The organism is Paenibacillus sp. FSL M7-0656, assembly GCF_038003225.1.
Lineage (GTDB): Bacteria > Bacillota > Bacilli > Paenibacillales > Paenibacillaceae > Paenibacillus > Paenibacillus amylolyticus.
This window is the reverse complement of the sequence record NZ_JBBOOT010000001.1, coordinates 432,318-452,069: the sequence shown is the minus strand read 5'-3', so window position 1 is coordinate 452,069 and position 19,752 is coordinate 432,318. Positions and strand designations below refer to the sequence as shown.

15 protein-coding genes and 1 pseudogene are annotated in these 19,752 nt (G+C 40.6%); 10 read left to right on the top strand and 6 right to left on the bottom strand.

Going from position 1 to position 19,752, the window contains the following annotated elements; translation table 11 throughout:
* Nucleotides 1-95: 95 nt before the first annotated feature.
* The 8 genes and pseudogenes from MHI01_RS01930 to MHI01_RS01895 all read left to right on the top strand — a co-directional run bounded on the left by MHI01_RS01930 (nucleotide 96) and on the right by MHI01_RS01895 (nucleotide 8,904).
* Nucleotides 96-761: a GntR family transcriptional regulator gene (locus MHI01_RS01930; RefSeq protein WP_340982388.1), complete on the top strand. Its 666-nt coding sequence runs from the start codon at nucleotides 96-98 to the stop codon at nucleotides 759-761.
* Nucleotides 762-776: 15 nt separating this feature from the next.
* Nucleotides 777-2,467 (top strand): annotated as a pseudogene (ilvD, locus tag MHI01_RS01925) (dihydroxy-acid dehydratase).
* Nucleotides 2,468-2,904: 437 nt separating this feature from the next.
* The gene (locus MHI01_RS01920) at nucleotides 2,905-3,693 is read left to right on the top strand and encodes a hypothetical protein (RefSeq protein ID WP_340982387.1); all 789 of its coding nucleotides are present in this window, start codon (nucleotides 2,905-2,907) and stop codon (nucleotides 3,691-3,693) included.
* A 102-nt stretch (nucleotides 3,694-3,795) separates the two neighbouring features.
* A complete protein-coding gene (locus MHI01_RS01915) occupies nucleotides 3,796-4,923 on the top strand; it encodes a WG repeat-containing protein (RefSeq protein ID WP_340982386.1) in 1,128 nt (375 codons plus the stop codon).
* Nucleotides 4,924-5,097: 174 nt separating this feature from the next.
* Nucleotides 5,098-7,203, top strand: a complete 2,106-nt coding sequence (locus MHI01_RS01910) for an AAA family ATPase (RefSeq protein ID WP_340982385.1) — start codon at nucleotides 5,098-5,100, stop codon at nucleotides 7,201-7,203.
* Nucleotides 7,190-8,236, top strand: coding sequence for a 5-methylcytosine restriction system specificity protein McrC (locus MHI01_RS01905; protein ID WP_340982384.1), 1,047 nt, complete (start codon nucleotides 7,190-7,192; stop codon nucleotides 8,234-8,236). Before MHI01_RS01910 ends, MHI01_RS01905 begins: the two co-directional genes overlap by 14 nt.
* Before the next feature lie 51 nt (nucleotides 8,237-8,287).
* The gene (locus MHI01_RS01900; protein WP_340982383.1) at nucleotides 8,288-8,635 is read left to right on the top strand and encodes a hypothetical protein; all 348 of its coding nucleotides are present in this window, start codon (nucleotides 8,288-8,290) and stop codon (nucleotides 8,633-8,635) included.
* A complete protein-coding gene (locus MHI01_RS01895; protein ID WP_340982382.1) occupies nucleotides 8,605-8,904 on the top strand; it encodes a hypothetical protein in 300 nt (99 codons plus the stop codon). Before MHI01_RS01900 ends, MHI01_RS01895 begins: the two co-directional genes overlap by 31 nt.
* 675 nt (nucleotides 8,905-9,579) lie before the next feature.
* Here MHI01_RS01895 and MHI01_RS01890 read toward each other — a convergent pair.
* From MHI01_RS01890 to MHI01_RS01870, 5 genes are all read right to left on the bottom strand, one after another.
* Nucleotides 9,580-9,978 carry an RDD family protein gene (locus MHI01_RS01890; RefSeq protein ID WP_081746009.1) on the bottom strand — a complete coding sequence of 133 codons (399 nt, stop codon included), beginning with the start codon at nucleotides 9,976-9,978 and terminating at the stop codon, nucleotides 9,580-9,582.
* Between the two features lie 314 nt (nucleotides 9,979-10,292).
* Nucleotides 10,293-10,481: a hypothetical protein gene (locus MHI01_RS01885; RefSeq protein ID WP_340982381.1), complete on the bottom strand. Its 189-nt coding sequence runs from the start codon at nucleotides 10,479-10,481 to the stop codon at nucleotides 10,293-10,295.
* A gap of 415 nt (nucleotides 10,482-10,896) precedes the next feature.
* Entirely contained in the window at nucleotides 10,897-11,859 is a 963-nt protein-coding gene (locus MHI01_RS01880; protein ID WP_340982380.1) for an ABC transporter substrate-binding protein, read from the bottom strand.
* Between the two features lie 86 nt (nucleotides 11,860-11,945).
* A complete protein-coding gene (locus MHI01_RS01875) occupies nucleotides 11,946-13,694 on the bottom strand; it encodes an ABC transporter ATP-binding protein (RefSeq protein ID WP_340982379.1) in 1,749 nt (582 codons plus the stop codon).
* The gene (locus tag MHI01_RS01870) at nucleotides 13,691-15,490 is read right to left on the bottom strand and encodes an ABC transporter ATP-binding protein (RefSeq protein WP_340982378.1); all 1,800 of its coding nucleotides are present in this window, start codon (nucleotides 15,488-15,490) and stop codon (nucleotides 13,691-13,693) included. Before MHI01_RS01870 ends, MHI01_RS01875 begins: the two co-directional genes overlap by 4 nt.
* Before the next feature lie 446 nt (nucleotides 15,491-15,936).
* On the opposite strand from MHI01_RS01870, the gene MHI01_RS01865 reads away from it, so the two are divergent.
* Together MHI01_RS01865 and MHI01_RS01860 are read left to right on the top strand one after the other, a co-directional pair.
* A complete protein-coding gene (locus tag MHI01_RS01865; protein WP_340982377.1) occupies nucleotides 15,937-16,494 on the top strand; it encodes a helix-turn-helix domain-containing protein in 558 nt (185 codons plus the stop codon).
* A gap of 54 nt (nucleotides 16,495-16,548) precedes the next feature.
* Complete coding sequence (locus MHI01_RS01860) at nucleotides 16,549-17,022, top strand: YbaK/EbsC family protein (protein WP_253508905.1); 474 nt, start codon at nucleotides 16,549-16,551, stop codon at nucleotides 17,020-17,022.
* Between the two features lie 154 nt (nucleotides 17,023-17,176).
* Here the strand turns inward: MHI01_RS01860 and MHI01_RS01855 are convergent, their stop codons facing one another.
* Nucleotides 17,177-19,684 (bottom strand): WG repeat-containing protein, encoded by a 2,508-nt coding sequence (locus tag MHI01_RS01855; protein WP_340982376.1) that lies wholly within the window; start codon nucleotides 19,682-19,684, stop codon nucleotides 17,177-17,179.
* Nucleotides 19,685-19,752 lie beyond the last annotated feature (68 nt).

Here is a 19,752-nt window from a genome sequence, read left to right as displayed (position 1 = left end):
AAACTTAATTGAGCGAATAAATGAAATAATAATTGCTTCTCGATCGTGTATGCGATATATTGCATATAAGAATAATTGCAATGAGGATGAAAACAATGCCAATTCCTAAAAATTTTTCCTTACCAGTCCGTATGTCCGCAAAAGAAAGAGCGTTTTCTCAGATTCAGCGATGGATCATTGATGGAACACTGCAACCAGGTGAAAAGCTTATTGATGCGGAAATGGCTGAATCGCTTGGAGTCAGCCGGACACCGATTCGGGAGGCATTTCAGTTACTCGAAGTTCAAGGCCTCGTGTCCATGCATCCAGGAAAAGAAACAAAAGTAACGAATATTGAGAAAAACGATATTTTTAAGATGTATTCAACGATGGCTGCTCTTCAGGCCTTAGCTGCTGAAATCACCGCCCAAACTATTGTTCCAGAACAGATCGAGAAACTAAGATCCATAAATTTGGAATTCGCAAGTTCTATTAAAAATGGACAAGTTTATCAGGCTATGGAGGTGGATGAGCAATTTCATAATTATATTGTGGAGCTCTCAGATAATCCTTATGTAGCTACATTTAATACATCTCTTCAGATTCACATTAGGCGATTTAAATACGTATTTTTAAAACAACCTATTACGGCTACACTAGCTTCAGTTGAAGAACATGATCAGATTATTAAAGCTTTTGAAGGCAAAAATAGCAACGATGCCCATAATTTAATGAAACAAAATTTTATTCGACCGATGCAGGAACTGAACGAAATACTTTGAAATGAGGGAAGAAACATGGAAAATAAAAAAGATCTTCGCATTCGTAGCAAGGTAATCAGTGAAGGTGCTAACCGGGTACCGAACAGAGCGATGCTGCGTGCAGTTGGATTTCAAGATGAGGATTTTAAAAAGCCAATGATCGGAATAGCAAGTACGTGGAGTGAAGTAACACCGTGTAATATGCACATCAATGATTTAGCGGTGCAAGCTAAGCGGGGCGCACGTAATAACGGCGGTGCTCCACTAATTTTTAATACGATTACCGTTTCTGATGGGATCTCGATGGGGCATGGCGGGATGTTGTTCTCGCTACCAAGTCGGGAAGCTATAGCTGATTCGATTGAAATTGTGACCGGAGCCGAGCGTTTTGACGGCGTTGTTGCAATCGGTGGGTGTGACAAGAATACGCCTGCATGTTTGATGGCTATTGGACGGATGAATATTCCTTCTGTTTATGTATATGGAGGAACCATTCAACCTGGTAATCTCGACGGTAAAAAAGTGGATATCGTTTCAGCTTTTGAAGCCGTTGGGCAATATCAAGATGGAAAATAACAGACGAACAATTGCATAAGGTCGAATGCAGTGTTTGTCCAGGTCCAGGGGCTTGTGGGGGGATGTATACCGCTAATACGATGGCCGCAGCTGCAGAAGCAATGGGTATGTGTTTGCCTGGTTCTTCTTCGACATCAGCTATCTCAGCGGATAAAGCATTGGAATGCGAAGCAGCCGGTAAGCAGGTCATCTCACTTCTTGAACAGGAAATCTACCCAAGAGACATTATGACGAAGAAAGCATTTGAGAATGCGATCACCGTTGTTATGGCTCTAGGGGGATCAACCAACGCTTTTCTCCATCTGCTAGCTATTGCGCACTCCGTAGAAGTGGATTTAACCTTGGATGATTTTGAACGAATTCGCTTGCGTGTTCCTCATTTGGCAGATCTGAAGCCAAGTGGTCAGTATGTCATGCAGGATTTGAATGATATTGGTGGTGTTTCCGGGGTAATGAAGCTATTGCTCGCTGAGGGATTACTTCATGGGGATTGCCTCACCGTAACTGGTAAAACGTTGGCGGAGAATTTAGCGGAAGCTGCTCCACTTCAGAATGATCAAGAGATTATACGTCCACTCAATAATCCGCTTAAACCAAATGGACCACTGGTTGTGCTTCGAGGAAACCTAGCTCCTGAAGGCGCTGTCGCCAAAATGTCAGGCATGAAGATACAACAGTTTTCCGGACCGACAAAGGTGTACGATAGCGAAGATGAAGCGACAGAAGCGATCATGAATGATGAAATTCAAGAAGGGGACGTATTGGTCATACGCTATTGTGGACCCAAGGGTGGACCAGGTATGCCTGAGATGCTTTCCGTTACAGCACTCATTGTAGGGAAAGGTCTCGGTGGGAAAGTTGCTCTCATAACAGATGGTAGGTTCTCGGGTGGCTCGCATGGATTTGTAGTCGGCCATGTATCCCCTGAGGCACAAGTAGGTGGACCGATCTCTTTGCTCCAAAATGGAGATATTATCACCATCGATAGCGACATTCAGGAAATTAAGGTTGAAGTGCCAGAAGAAGAGTTGGCCGCTCGAGCGCAAGCTTGGGCACAACCGCCACTGAAAGTGAAATCCGGTGTACTTGCCAAATATGCTAAATTAGTTTCCTCTGCTTCAAGAGGTGCAGTAACAGATTTGATGGAATAGACAATTAACATTGATGCTACATATAAAATGGGAGGGGAGAAGCTACTACAACTAATGCATGAAGCGCGCTAAACAAAAAAACGCCAGCTTTAGAGATCAAGAATGTCGCAAGAAAAAGATGAAGAATTTAGTTTCATCATTTGAAAATGAAGTGTACCCCCTAGAATAGACATTGGAAAAACCCCTGAGTTTAGCCGATAAAATTCTGGGGGGTGTATTTTTGCTTGTACCGTTTCTCGACTTTCATTAATTGGGGGTTCGCTACGAATAGCAGGCAGGTTCCGGCTAGTGCAGGAATGTTATACATATGTACAAAATACAATGTAATATTTAGTAGATATTATTCTTAATTACATATAAAATTATAACCATCTTATATATTGTGTCACATTAGGGGGCTATTCATAGCGGGCGATTATTATCACATCCAGTGTCCTATGAACGTTCAGAGTAAGTATTCAATTCTCGTATTTAATAGAGAAAATGAGCTGTTTTTACCTTTGACAGAGTTCTATTATTATCAACAGAAAAGAATTAGTGAGAGTTCAGCGTTATCTTATTTAATGACTTTGGAGAGATTCTTTTCATGGCTTGCAAAAAGTAGTAATTACCAAGGTACCCGAGTCAAGTGGTCTGATAGTCACATGGCTATAAGAACAGCGGTCGAGGATTACCTAATTTATCAGATGGGCTGTAAGCTAAGGTCTAAAGAAAATTTCCAGTACGTAATAATGACTAAAAAAAGTTCTCAGACTATTAATCACTTTCTAGCTGCCATTAAATCGTTCTATAAAACAGCATTACATCTAAAATTGTACGAATTTCAAAATCCTTTACTTGATGCTGATTATAGTATTTCTATTGGGAGTTTTAGTCCTACAAGCATGCGTGAGAATAAACCACGATTACCTAAAATAGCAGGAACAGAGATTCCATCTGATTCTTCATATCGCAGTCAATCAGATTCCTATTTTAAACTTGTAGCAAATGATTGGAAGCCAAATATTATTGCAGATCATGATCTTCCTTATATCATTTACAGAGCTGGTTCAGAGATTGGTTGGTCTTTAAGAGATGAAGTCGTAATAAGAATGCTTTTTGAAACTGGTGCTAGAATAAATGAAATCCTTGAGTTAACACTTGGAGATTATCGGCAACGGATAAATCAATATGAGATAGCTACCAGGCTATTCTTTAGCTTTAAAATACTTAGAAATGATGTATAGATGCTAGCCAAAGTAATTTATTTCTTAATACAAGTATATCTGTGCAGGAAACAATCAGTCTTTCAGAGAATTCGTTTTAAACGATTGTAGGAGGGGAACAAAATGAAATCCTCTAAGCCGTGGGTAAAAGCAGGACAACATGGAGAGCAATTAACTCGACAGCAACTTGAGCAATTGAAAGAACAGTTTGTGATTTATAATGGTATTCGTATTACCCTATCTCGAAGTAATCAGTCTGCTGAATATGATCACGTGCTAATTGGTACAGGCGGAGTATATATTATAGAGAGTAAGCATTGGTCTGGGGATATCACATTTTTAAACCCTGGTGTCGAACAACGAAAACAACTCGAAGTTAAGCGCTATGACGAGGATAATGATCCGAACAGTCAGTTAGATCATCAGCGATATGTAATGACACAGTTCCTCAATCGCATTGGATTACCACTTTCCCCAATACAAACTATCCTTTGTTTTACGCATGAAGGCGTTTCTTTGAAAAATCGAAGCCCAAAATACACAGCCCTCATTCTTAACGAATTAGTACCATCTCTAAAGAAAGAAGCAAACAAGAATGTTATATCGGTTTCTAATCTGGTGAAGATTGTGAATGCAGTGAATACTATAGCTGAATTCTCGGATTCTTACGAGGATATACCACGGTCAATCAAATACGAAGCGTCCAAAAAAGTGTATACCCCTCGTGACTTCGAAAACATCCCTACATTCTACGAAGGATTGGCAGCAGTCAGTATGAAGGGAGTATGGGGGTTTGTAGACGCAAATTTAAACATTGTGATTGAACCCCAGTTCGAAGAAACACACTATTTCTCAAACCATTGCTGTGCAGTGAAACGTGACGGTTATTGGGGCTATATAAATAAACAAGGTAAACTAACTGTGAATAACATATATGACTTTGCAGGATTGTTGCACAACGGCTTGGCTCCTGTACAATTCGGAGGGAAATGGGGATATCTTGATGAGTCGGGAAACATAGTTATACCATTCCAGTTCAACCTGATATCCTATTTCGACTCAAAGTATGCCCTGGTTAACACAGGAGACATCATTAATAAATCTGGTAACGTAATAACAGGTTGGCCAATGTGGGTAATCGATGGTACCCTCAATCAAAATCTCACAAAAGTAGACTGTGTATTGCCTGAGGAATCTAGAGCTAGCTTGTATCACCCACTAACAAAACAGAGAGGTAATTGGCATACATAAAAACAAAAATGATTTCACGCCCATTAGTTAATGAGTATATGCATTTCCCTTTGAAACGATTTGTTCAAAGCTATTATCATTTAGTATGTGCTAGATAACACAATGAGAGTAAATGCATTCCTAACTTAGTATAGTGTTATAGATTTGAGATAATAAATGCTTGGGAGGCACACCATGATTGATATTGTAAATACCAAAAAAGAAAAATATAAAGCATGGGTCACTGAAAATTTAGGTGGAAAAACAGGTGGGTGGTACACGCCATATTTCGAAAAACTAGGACACCTGTTGGAAAAGTTCGGATTAGCGAGTGGATATAAGGAGAATTTCTTTGAATACCAATCATATTCGGAATATAAAAATATCTATCAACAAATGACTGAACAAAGTGATGAGGATATTGAGAGATTAGTAACAGGCAAAGGTACACCTCGATATCCGGAGAAATTTGGTACCGCAAGAATTGAATTCAGAAAAAAATACGCGGTGGACGAATATAATCAAGGCATTAGAAGTAAGCCTGATAATATAGGTGGGATACCTGACTGGGGCGTTTTAATGCGATCATATTTAATATTTTTATATTATGATGAAAATCCTACTTTAACTTATCCTAAAAAAGAGAAGAAAATAGCGAATCAAGAAAATGAAGTTGATAACAGCATTAATTATTGGGTAATTTCACCAGCTGAAAATACGAGATTATGGAATCAGTTCCACACAGAAAACATGATCGCCCTTGGATGGGATTTTATAGGGGATTTAAGAAAATATGATTCAAAAGAAGCTGTTGAACGGAAAATAGTTGAGCATAGAGCGAATGGGGTTCGCCCTATTAATGATACAAAGGCTATGTGGGACTTCTATCGTGAAATTCAAACAGGCGACGTTGTGTATGTAAAAGAAGGAATTAAGAAAATCCTCGCACGTGGAGTTGTTACGGGTGATTACTACTTCGATAACAAGGTATCAGAGTATAAACATAGAAGAAAAGTAGATTGGCTTCAAGTTGGAAAGTGGGAACTACATCAGACTTTCCCTCAAAAAGCGTTAACATCTCTAAGTCCTTATCCAAATTTTATTCAAGAAATTGATCAAGTAATGAATGAAGATTTTATTGATCCCAAAATTGCTGAAATACATGAATTTCGAAACTGGTTATCCAATCAAGTTACTGATACAGGAGTTAGCTTAAATGATAAAACAGTTATGCAGAAAGTAAGTGCATTGAAGGATATAGAGCACTACTTTGATGTTTCAATATTTGGTGAAACAGATGTTGAACAACTAAAACAGTTGAAAGATTTCGTTATATTCGATGAATCTTATAAAAAATATAAAGGCGTATCAGGAAGTTCAATTGACTACTACATTCGTTTTATTGAATCTAAGCCTACTATTCAAGAAAATGAATCCTTTACAATAGATGATCTTCTTTTGGATGTTTTTATCGAGAAGAATGAGCTTATGCGCCTAATATCTCTACTTGAAAATAAAAAGAATCTTATTTTAAAAGGTGCACCAGGAGTAGGTAAAACGTTTATTGCCAAACGTTTAGCGTATGTGATGATGGGAGAAAAAGATGAAACGCGTATCCATATGGTGCAGTTCCACCAAAGCTATAGTTATGAGGATTTCATTGAAGGATTCCGTCCAAAAGCTGAAGGAGATGGGTTTGAGGTGAAACAAGGTCCGTTTGTGAGGTTTGCTAGAAAAGCAGAACGAGATCCAGAACGAGACTACTTCTTTATTATTGATGAAATTAATCGTGGAAATATGAGTAAAATACTTGGAGAATTAATGATGCTTATTGAAACAGATAAGCGAGGCGAGCAAATCAATCTCCTTTATACTAATGATAAGTTTTCTGTACCATCAAATTTATATATTATTGGAATGATGAATACAGCAGATAGAAGTCTAGCTTTATTAGACTACGCGCTAAGAAGAAGATTTTCATTTTTTGAAATTATACCAGCGTTCCAAAATGAAACATTTAAGTCGTATGTAAACGAATTAAACAATCCTGAAGCATTAATTCGTATTATTGATGAAATTATCAACTTAAATAAACAAATTGTTGATGAGCTGGGGGCTGGATTTCAAATTGGGCATAGCTATTTTGTAGGTGATGTTTACAAAGTAGATACTGCAAATCGAGTAGAGGAAGTAATCGAATATGAAATTATTCCACAGCTATTTGAGTATTGGTTTGATGACGAGCAGAAGGCAAGCAATTGGGCTCAACGATTAAGAGGATGTTACGATGGAAAGAAATAATAATATTCCAATTCGTAATATATACTATATGCTTTCTTATGCATATCAAACGTTAAATCTGTTCGAGTATAAAAAAATCGGAATAGAAAAGTTTGAGAACATCGAAAATCTTTACGCAGAAATTTTATCAATTGGGATACCTGTCTTGATTCGCGAAGGATTAATTAAAGATTACACAAGTGTTGAGGAAATTTCCAATGTTATCAAGGGGAAAATTGATATTAATTCTACGATAAAGAAAAATACATTGGTAAATAAGAAAGTTGCAGTGGTTTATGATGACTTCTCTGAAGATATATTGTTGAATCGTATTATTAAAGCAACACTCGTTTACCTATCGAGTTCCAATAAAATAAGTCAAAAAAAACGAAGAATTTTTTATGCTTTGATGCCTTACTTTACAGAGGTATCAGATGTAGAATTAGATTTGAAACTATGGAAGAACGTTAGATATAACCGTCAAAACATTCGCTATCAATTTATAGTAGACGTATGTAGATACCTTTATGAGCAGCTATTACTAGATGAAAGCTCTACATCTCAAATGATGAAAGAAGTTCATGAAGAACAAAGGTTATCATCCTTATATGAAAAGTTCATCTATGCATTTTTCAAGCGTGAAACGAAATATAAAGTATCCCATCCCCAAATCCAGTGGAGGGTTGAAGATGAATTCAAAGATGAATTGCCGATTATGCAAACAGACCTTGTACTTCAAAAAGATAAAAAAATATTGATTGTGGAAGCGAAATTTTATTCTGAGAATATGGTAGCAAGGTTCGAAGGTGGAGCTGTAAAACAAATATCAAGTAATCTCTACCAAATATTCACATATGTAAATAATTGGAGAAAAAAACCGAATGAAACGGTTGCAGGTATGTTACTTTATGCGAAAACAACTGCATTAAAACAACCTAATCATATGTATAACATTAAGGGTAATCAATTTTTTGTTGTTACTCTTGATTTACAACAAGATTTTAGCGGCATACAGAAAAACTTAATAGCGTGTGTCAATCAATTTTTTGCTTAGTTTTGTATAATACATTTAGAAATTGAGCAGGATGATATTGATGCTATCTATTTGGAAGACAACTGCCTAGCCTCACTGCCAAAAGAATATGTACACAAGATCGCAGAAGAAGTTGCTTTCTATCGACGAAAAATAGAGGAAACAGCAGGATATATAAGACAAAATATTTATATTGAATTCTTTATTACTACACCTTCTGGAGTTTACAGTTACAGTGAAGAGAATGATAAATATAATCGCCATTATACAGAAAAGTACCTAGAGGGTATGGCCCCATTTCATTTAGCAGACATTATTGAAGAAGTTTGGATAGAGCTTAAAAGTTATATAAATTTTTATCTTAAATCACCAGGTAGGAGGAGATTTTTTTGGGTTTCAGAAAACCAATTTCAACTTTAGGTGGACTAACATTTTGGAGAAATATAAGACAAAGTGAGTATTTTATAATGCAAGAACATAAAACAGGTGTCTGGCCATATAAATTTCGCATACTACTTCGAGAGAACCGTATGGAAATTGCCAATTCAAATGACTTTGAAGAAATCAATTATGATTGGAGATACCTTGATAATAATGCCGTCCCTCAGTTGAATCAAAAAATAGATTGGTTAAATAGTGAAGAGTTCCGCTCTTTAGTCAAACTAACTATTCATCGGGCTACTAAGTAACTAGCTCTAACACTTCGTTAGAGTTTTTGACTAACAATAAAAATAAACATTAAGCACAACTGTAGGAAAGTTAAGACTAAAACGGAACCATTTCCAGTACTTTGTACAACTAAAAGGATAGTCCATAAGTGTAGAAGTGAGTCTCTTTTAACGATTAACAGACTACAGGATGGATTATGATCAAAAGACCAACTTCAACGCTAGGAGGTATTTCCACTGGAACTGAAATCACATTTGAAATAGATAATAACAAGCACTTGAGCAAAGAAAAAGGAGGAGGAAGTTGAATGTGATTTTGGATCACGGGAGGGGGAAACATATGCAGATATCGCACTTAGTGCTGATTTGGTCATTGTTAGGGACAAGAACATTGTTCCATTCAAAGTCGCTAATTTAGCGGCTTTTTTGTTTTAAGGAACCAAGTTCTTGTCCCAGGCTGAGGACAAGAACATAGTACCATTGCCGAAAAGGACAAGAACATTGTGTCATTGCGGATTAGATGGTGAACTATTTCATTAAGCTACCCTGAAAAGCTTCTTTTTTTAAAAAAAGAGTTTGATTACATCGATCTATATACATATGTACAAAATACGAGTTTTGTGAAACAGTACTAATGATTTAAAAGCTGTACAGTGATTTTTACCCCTGTACAGCGAATTCTTTATATTTTTCGAATTAATCCCAAACTACTTCTGTTCCTGCTACAAAGTCATGAATCGCACGTCGATCCTCACGCAAACCGACCATAAAAGCACTCACAATAACTCCGATACCCAAAGTTAATACGTACACAAGTCCAGCTACAACAACTCGCATCAGCATCGTACCAATTTTTGGCGGTTCGTGTGTATCGTATTGGCGGATTCGAATTCCACATATACGTTTGCCTATGGTTCGACCATACCAGTAAACTGGTAATAAAATTGAGTATAACGCACTAAGCAGTTTGGCAATCGGCTCATCCGTATCAAAGTTGCCCGTCAGCACACCTGCAATAATCACTAACGGAATTGAAATAATAAGACTATCCAATACACCTGCTCCTAATCTAATCCAAAAACCTGCTTTATACAAAATGCTTTCCTCCAAACTACAATTTTAAACTAAACGGCTAATTTACTTCATGAACTCCCTTCATTAAAATATCTAACTTTATGTACACAACCCAAATAGTATAACAGAAAATTTTACCTTTTTACGATAAAACTCCTATTTCATTTTAATTGCATCCTTTGTGAATTTTATAACAAACTATCGAATTAACTTACTGCTGTACATGTTCACTACTTACTCTTACATAATCCTTTTCAAAAATTGTATTTAGCTACTGAGCCCCCAATGAAAACACCATAATAATTATGTAAACCAAGAAAGCTACTCAACATTTGTTAAGTAGCTTTCTGTTCGTTCTGCATCTGCCCTCTTCGCCAAATCTTATTCTCCACAATGGCATAAACTAACCCCGCGATGGCAAATATCCATATCGATGTCATTCGGTTCAGATAGTATCCTTTCACGAAATATGGACTGTACATGAGATCAAAAACCCACAGCCCGCCCCATCCAAACCCAATCATATAGATGAAAGTTCTCACCATAGGAAAGCATACATATTTCCGCAGCAGCCATGAGATCGGGCTAATAATAACAACATAAAAAGCGACTAAATAGTGACCGAATCCCAGGATAAGCGAAAGAATATATATTACTCCCCCTGCATTGCGTAAGCCGTAATACTCTGTCGTTGTAATATGGTACCCTTCAACCCTTTCAAGAACGAGATATGCAGTCAAGCTTATACCTATAAATATAAGTCCTAATACCATGTACCGTTGAACCGCGTTCACCAACATCAGATCACCCCAATGTCTAAACGCAGCCAGAACAGCTCAAGTTACATGATTTCGAACAAATTACACAATTACACATAGGCGTTATTAGGTTCTGTTAAAAGTTAAAGTTAATCCATCATGAATTGCTCTAATCCAACGACTACTTCTGACCTTCCAGAATCATCGTACCCAAACGGTCCATAAGCTCCATTCTCCCCATCGCTGTGTACGAATAATTGTAATTATCGACATTAGAGATTTTGTAGATCTTTCCATTCTTCACTGCGTTCATGTTATTCCACACCTTACTATCGACCATCTTGTTCTCACTATTCTCCATCAATAACAGACGATCCGGATTAACGGTAGCCAGAGCCTCCAGTGCGATCTGTTTACCGCCCCAGCCCTCTGGATCAGGGATACCCTCTGTGCGCTTCAGGCCCCATTCACCGTATAACATCTCAGCTGCCCCTTTATTGGAATAGATGACCAGGTTGTTTGGATATGTCTCAATTACGGCAAAGGATTCACCATGTACAGTCGCCTCCAGCTTTTGTTTCCACTCTGCAGATTTCGCATCATACTTGGCCAGATATTCATCTTTCTTGCTTTCTTCTCCAAACGTATCTGCCAAGAATGTCAGGCGTTCTCTCCAATCATAGTAAGAATAAGGCAATGCAATCGTAGGCGCAATTTTGGATAAAGTTTCATATTGATCCGTGTTAAAATCCTTTCCCAGAATAATCAGGTCCGGATTAGCACCCGCTATAGCTTCAATGCTGAACGGTGAACCATACCAGCCCAGATTAACAGTATCTGCACTCAGTTGATCCTTAATGGTTGGAGTGATTTCTTCCGGGTTACCGTAATCCGCACTCATCGTGGCCACAGGTGTTTTCCCAATGATCAGTAACTCTTCTGTAGAGCCGGATAGATCAACAATGCGCTCTGGATTCAAAGGGATCGTAATCTCTTCTCCATTTGGGTTGGTAATCAATTTGGTCGTTGCTTGTGCAGTTCCCTCTGAGGAGCTGGCCACTTCACTAGTGGTCTGGGTCGTTCCACAGGCCGCCAAGGTGAGCATACAGAATAGTGCAATCCATACAGGAATTCGTTTAAACATCGTTGTCATTCTCCTTTTATGTCAGTTCATTAGCCACATGAGGCTTATTTGCTTCAGTTACTTTATCTATCTCATCGAACTCATTATTATACGTTTACTTTTACCTGCCAGCCTTCTGCATCCTGTTGTAATTGCCACAACCGAGAATAGATGCCTGAGTGATCTAACAAATGCGCATGCGTTCCTTGCTCTACGAGCTGACCTTGGTCCAATACAAAGATCTGATCGGCATTCTGAATGGTCTTTAATCGGTGCGCAATCAAAATAACCGTCTTGTCCGCGACCAATTCATTAATCGCTTGCTGCACGGCGGCTTCGTTCTCCGGATCAAGTGAAGCGGTAGCTTCGTCAAGCAAAACGATCGATGCATTTTTCAACAAAGCACGTGCAATGGAAATCCGTTGCTTCTCCCCACCAGATAAAGTCGATCCACCCTCGCCAACGAGCGTATCGTACCCTTGAGGCAGACTGGAGATAAACTCATGACAACAAGCTCTGCGTGCTGCTTCCTCAATCTCGAATTGCGAAGCGTCTTTCTTTCCTACACGAATGTTGTTGCCAATCGTATCCTGAAACAGATACACGTCCTGGAAGACCACAGAGATATCCTGCAACAGCTTCTCGGGGTCCATCTGATCAACGGGTCTGCCACCAATGCGAATGGTGCCTTGCTGTACATCCCAGAAGCGGGCAATGAGACGTGTGACTGTACTCTTACCACTACCGGATGGGCCAACCAAGGCAGTAATGGTATGCGGCTCAATCGTAAACGACAAGTCTTTCAACACCGGCTGCTGGTCATCATATCCAAAGGTCACTTGGTCGAATGAAATCGCCTGATTGGGCTGTACATCTCCCGTTCCTGCCATCGGGGCCTCCTGCTGCACATCCATAATGCGTCTTGCACTATATGCAGAGTACCGCATCTCCCCATAACTCATCAGTACAACCGTTAACGGTTCGAATACCTTTGTACCTACCAGCAAAAATAACAGAAATACCGGTAGGGACAACTCACCACCAGCAAGCAAATAACTGCCCACTAGAATCATCCATGTCATCCCTGATCGTGCAAGCAACATCGCGCCCATGATCATCGGTCCCATAATACCTTCTAACCGAATGGAAGCTAATTTCAATTCGTCAAAAGAACGACGTAGCCGTTCAAAACGTTTGCCCCCCATATTGTGGGCCTTAATCTCACGAATACCGCTCAGATACTCCTGTAGCCGACTGGCGGCTTCGTTTTTGGCTCGAACATGGTTCTCACTCAGTCGTGCCTGAATCGAATCCGTAAGCCATAACAGAGCCACACCTAAGGGAACCGCAACAAACATGGCTACGGCCATTCTCCAATCCACCAACAGAAGTCCGCCAAAAGCAAGTACCGGAAGCACAATCGCGCTGATCAGTTGCGACAGATTGTGAGAGATCGTATGCTCGACCTGACCATAATCACTCAGGATCAGGTTCGTCAGATCCCCAGGATCACGTTTTCCGAAGAATCCTAGCGACAGATGGCGAATATGTTCGGCCAGCTTTAACCTTCCTGAGGCCGCGAGGCTGTATGCTGCCCGATAGGTCTTGTCATAGAGCGAAGCATAAGCTGCATACTCCACCAGAAGCCAGGCAAACAGGATGCAGCATACAACCCACATTCGGTTGATATCCAGTCCTTTGTCTGGTTCAGCGAAAGACTTATAGATCGTATTGAATATATCCACAAGCAGCGCCGCAGGAACAATCTTTGCAATCCCGTCCAGAATCGCTGCAATTACCGAAGGTAGCAGACTACGCGGGTTACCCCCAGATATATTGTATAAATAATTCTTCATCGTCCTGCACCTCCAAGCTTCCAGGAAGCCGCACTGATATGGGCCTGCCACATGTGCTCATATACTCCGCCTAATGCACGCAATTGATCATGTGCCCCACGCTCGGCAATCGTTCCCTTGCGGATCACGAGTATTTGCTCTGCTGCACGAATCGTTGTTAGACGATGAGCAATAATCAGTACCGTTTTGCCTTGAACCAATTGGGCAAGACCTAGCTGGATCTTGTGTTCATTCTCTGCATCCGCGTAGGCCGTCGCTTCATCCAGGACCAGAATGGGAGCATTTTTAAGCAGTGCCCGTGCAATAGCAATTCGCTGTGCTTCGCCGCCGGACAGATACGTGCCGCCTTCTCCGATTTTGGTGTCATATCCGGCATCCAGTTTCTCAATGAATTCATGACAGCAAGCAGTTTGAGCCGCAGCTATAACGTCCTGTTGTGAAGCTGATGTGTTGCCCATCCGAATATTTTCTTCAATCGTATCGTAGAACAGATGTACATCCTGAAATACAAAGGACACGGTATCCATCAGTTTCTCCGTACCCATCTCCTGAATCGGAATTCCACCAATCGTAATCTCACCTTCCTGCACATCCCAGAAACGAAGTAATAGATTAGCAATAGTCGACTTTCCTCCACCCGAAGGTCCGACAAGTGCAGTCATCTCTCCTGCTTTGGCTACAAAATCAATCTGTTCAAGTACGGGTTTATATGCTTCGCTCTCCTTGCGCTCATAAGCAAAAGATACCTGCCGAAAGGCAACCTCATATGTATCCGGAACTTTGGGCAACTCAGGTTCTTGTACAACCGGCTCAGCAAACACCGATTCAATCCGTTTCTGTCCTTCCACAATCTCTCGCATCCCACTACCCAGATACATTAACTTCAATAACGGAGCAGATAGACTCGGGGTAATGATCAGAAACAGAATAAACGTGATCGCAAACGACTGATTCCCCGCATTTCCACTCGACAGCAGAATACCCACCGGAACGATGAAGGTAAATAACGAGATCATGATTACAAAAAACAGCCCGTAGGATGTTTTACACAAATCAGTTATTTTCAACGAAATATCCCGGTACCGCGTCACCGCCTGTTTAAACGTTAGAAACGAATCAGCTGTAATGCCAAATACTTTCACCGCCGGCATACCTCTCACGTATTCAACACCCGTCGCATTCATCTCTTCGATGGCAAGTTGAAAATCACGATAAGCCTGACGGCCTTTTTCGCTGCGGAAAAGGCGACTTTGGAGCCAGAACCCTATTCCAATCGGAACCAAAAGCGTCAGCGCCATGCGATAATCGTGCCAGAACATATATCCCAAGAGCATCAGTGGAATAACGATCGCACTTACCAGGTCCGGCAACTGATGGGCGATAAATTTCTCGATTTTCTCCACACTGACTTCGATGATCTTCTTCAGCTCACCGGTTGCCGTCCGGGTGTGATACCCCATGGGTACTTTGGCAACATGTTCCGCAAGTCTCACTCTGAGCTGGTACAAAATGTTGAACGCAGCAATGTGTGAGCACATCCCTCCGATATAGAGGGCAACAAGCCCTGCAATCAGGGCTACGGATGCGACGATCCCCCAATAGATCAACAAATCTTTGTCCATGGCAGAGGGTTGCCCCGCATGCGTTAGCAGTTCCTCGACGATCTTATACACTCCGACAAAAGGAACAATCTGCAACAGACTCGACAGGGTCGAGAAGATACTTGCTGTGATCAGCAGACCTTTACGCTCCTTCGTTACTTGCATTAGTCCGGACACTTCAGATGAGTTGTTCATCTCACCCCTCCTGATATTAATAATCATTCTCAATATAGCTCAGTGTTATATACGCACATTAATATCTCATAGAGCCCTGAATGATCACTACCTCTTCACGGAGCAATAATACCTCATCACGGATTATTGTTGTCTCACAGCATCTTATAAGCCCTATTGGACATACATATGACCTCGTCGCGTAACTTGAGAATGACTGGTGAAGTATTTACACTCTCGCCAAGCAAAAGAAGTGTTGTTGGAGAAAGTTTTCGTTTTTTACTTGTATAGATAAATATGACTTCTTTGATCTGTAACTCCCGTAATATTTTCCATTTAGTATGGATAAATATGTGAAGGAGTTCTGAAGGAGTTACTTACATCATTTAACTGTCGCCTATTGAATTCAACTGTTAGTATGTTATATTATATTTTAACATGTTATAACATACAAAAGGAGTGATGTAATGCAATCGCCAGTATTAACTATTGGAGAACGGTTAAAAGAAATACGAGCAACTAGAAATCTTACACTTGAAGATGTTTCTAAACTTACTGATGTAAGTAAGCCTATGCTTGGACAGATTGAAAGAGGACAGTCTTCACCAACGATTACAACTCTTTGGAAAATCGCAGTGGGCTTAAAAGTTCCTTTATCTTTATTATTGGAAGAGCTAGAAGATGAGTGCAATGTGGTTGATACACGGTCCAAAGACGCTATCATTGAAAATAATGGAAAAATGAGAGCATTTCCTGTTTTTCCTTTTGACCCTACACGTAACGTTGAAATATTTTATATCGAATTTGATCCTGGATGTCACCATCCATCTGAAAGGCACCTTGATGGTGTGGAAGAATATATTTTTGTGGTACAAGGTATGTTAGAGCTGGTAGTCAACACAAAAAAAATTGTTCTAAAAGAAAATCAAGCACTCCGCTTTCGTGCTAATGTTTTTCATTCCTATAATAATCCCTATCAAGAACCATGTGTCATTTACAACATGATTTTTTACCCAAGAACATAGGCAAGTTTCATCTATAATCTTCTAGAAAATATTTTAAAATGAGGTGTGATGATTATGGCAATTGAAAAAGTAAAAGATTTTTTTAAACAATATGGTATGGATTCTGAAATTATCGAATTTGAAGTATCTAGTGCAACCGTGGATTTGGCTGCAACTGCATTAGGTTGTGAGCCAGAGAGAATCGCAAAAACACTTTCTTTTATGGTGAATGGACAAGCGGTTTTAGTAGTTGCTGCCGGGGATGCAAAAGTGGATAACAAAAAATTCAAAGAGTATTTCAAAACAAAAGCAAAAATGCTTTCTCCTGATGAAGCCATGGATATGGTTGGTCATGCCATTGGAGGTGTTTGTCCATTTGCTATTAAAAATGATGTTTCTGTTTATCTAGACATATCTCTAAAACGTTTTGACACAATCTATCCAGCTTGCGGGAGTAGCAATAGTGCTATTGAACTTACAATAGAACAATTAGAAAAATACTCTAGTTATTCAGAGTGGATTGATGTATGTAAAGGATGGAATGATTGATTTATAGTAGTTCTATATGGGGTAGCGCCAACATTTTGACTGTTATATAAGCTAAGCATCAGCGGACATTTGCTTAAAGCAGGAAAAATCCGCTGTCTTTGTGCCTCAACGTCCTTAGCGTATATTTTCGTTAAAATGTTGGCTGTCCCCTCAATCAATTATGAAAAGCTCTCCAGAACGAACCTTCTGTATTAATGATATCCTTGATCTGGACAAAAGGAATCGTAAACGTTGGAAACCCTGCCGCATAGGGTGCGATATCATACGGGTTGAAGTAGAGATGAAGAGCATCCGCTGTGACAAAAAACGGCTGATCCCCACTAATCCCCGTATAGGTGTCCGGAAACACATACGAGTATTGAGGATCATTTTTGATCTGATCCCCCACAATCTGGCTCAACACTTTTACATAGTCACTATTCGGTTTAAATAAATCCTTCAACTCATACAACTGACCATTCGTCAGATTAATGATCGCATAGATCATCGTAGGCATACCATGCGCTGCACCCGCCGGGTAGTTATAACCTGTGAGTTGCAGTTGTAGCAATTGCTGCTGATAAAACGTTATATCAAAATCACCTGTATACGTATAATCCAGCTGCTGATCGGCAGGGATCGGTTTAACTTGGGAGAGTTGCTTCAACTTGGCATTCAGCGCAATTTGCTCCGCTTGGTTCGTTAATCCCTCCACCTGCGGATAATATACGAGATAGTCCCTGTTCGGCTTATATTTCTCTTCGCGTACACGGTACGGCGGATGAAGTGGAACGATTGTATTTTGCCGCCAGATGATCTGTCCGGCCCGGTTCACATACGATAAGCGCTGGTCTACATAGGCCTTAATCAGATCTGGTGCCACGACCTCCAGCGTACCCGAACCTTCTACATGTGGATACCCAGCGGCAGGTCTTCCACTCAGATCCAGCAGATAGGTTTGTCTGCCATCCGATGCGGAAGCAAGGCCATTTTTGTAATTGCCTACTTCGCGATATAGGAACTCCGTAAGTCTTCTGCCATTGGTATCTGCAATCGCGTATACAGAGCCAATATACGGCTGCTCCGGATTAATTGCTTGCCCTAGCGCATAACGATGCTCGCCTAGTTCGCGGATGTCATTATAGGCGGGTTGAATGATAAACGATCCCTCCGTATTAATAACACCGTAGATCGATTTGTAGTCCTCTGCTGTATTAACGATCGCTTGCCCGTTGTTAAAAGGAAATGCCGATGAAAATTTGGGCTGAATACGAATATTACCCCGTTCGTCGATGTACCCATATTTGCCCGAGGCCTCTTTTTGAAAAGCGAGCAGTCCATCCCCTAGTGGTCCCACATAGGCATATGGATACGTTGCGAGCCGATGTCCATTGCGATTAATGAGCGCATATTCATTGTCCTTGATCTGCACAACCGCTTTGCCATCTTGAAAATCGTTCGCAGAAGCGAACTGTGCAGGTATCACCTCATTGCCCGACGCATCCAAATAACCATACCGACTCACCGATCCATCTGCCTGACCAGGATTAGAATCGTAAAATAATGCTCGACCGTCGTTCATATTTGAGATATACGGGTACGCCCGTTTGGTCAGGACTGTACCTTGTTCATTAATCATCTTAAATCCTTGAGAATCAATTGTTATCGCCCGTTCTTCGGAAAAGGAATTGATGGAATCGTATACAGGTTGAACGACATACTGCCCCTGAAGATTAATAACGCCGGCACGACCGTCCTTCACAACCACAGCCAATCCATTCGGCTGAAACTCTTGCGCGTCATCCAGAACCGGCTCAAGCCGAATGTGGCCTTGGGAATCCATATACCCCGAACGCGTCCCACTTGTGGTTCGAACGGAGACTGGATATAACCATGTCGTTACCCGGGCATGGCTTATAGGGACCATCGCCTGCTTAATTTTCTTTTCCAGCTCTTGTAGTACCTCTCTGGAAGGATACGCTTCCGTGAAACTGAGTGCCTTCTGAACTGAAGCCAGAGCTGCCGGATACTGGCCCGCGTGGTACTGAGCATCCGCAAGGTAATACCAGTAAAAGATATAATCAGGATATTGCTGGGTTAGTTTCTCGTAATATTGCACCACTTTTGGATAATAGGTTGCATATACGTCCGGTGCAGGAACCCATTTCCCATTCTGCCATCGGATAATCTCCACACGATAGGCTTCACCTGTGTCATGTATCCAGAGTGAAATCTCCACTTTCCCATCTCGACCATGCGGACCAGGCATATCTATAATCTCTGCATAGCTATAGTATAGATCGTCAGGCGCCAGATCTTTGAGCCCTGATTCGGTCCACTCATATACGGCAAGCTTAGACCAAATAGAACCAATCCGCCAACCGATAATGAGATTGTTCCTTGCCGTTGAAGTTACAGGGGCTGCAGTCATTAAAGTCACCCCATACCCCAATCCCTTAATTAGTGCCATCTTGATCCAATGTCCTTGAACAAATTTCAGAATGAGCAAATACAGCTCACCATTCAACTGATAGACTGCAGCAATCTCCGGCATACCGTCACCGGTAAGATCTGCCGCATAGATCGCTGGATGTTGAACAGGTTTATCAATAGTGACGACCGTTGCACCAGCCGGAATATGTTGTTTCACAATTTGCGTTAACAGCGGTTCGCTCATGGACATCTCAGTTTCCTCCCTTATGACCGCATTCGCCTAATGGTATGCGTCATAAATCGGGATATGACATGTAA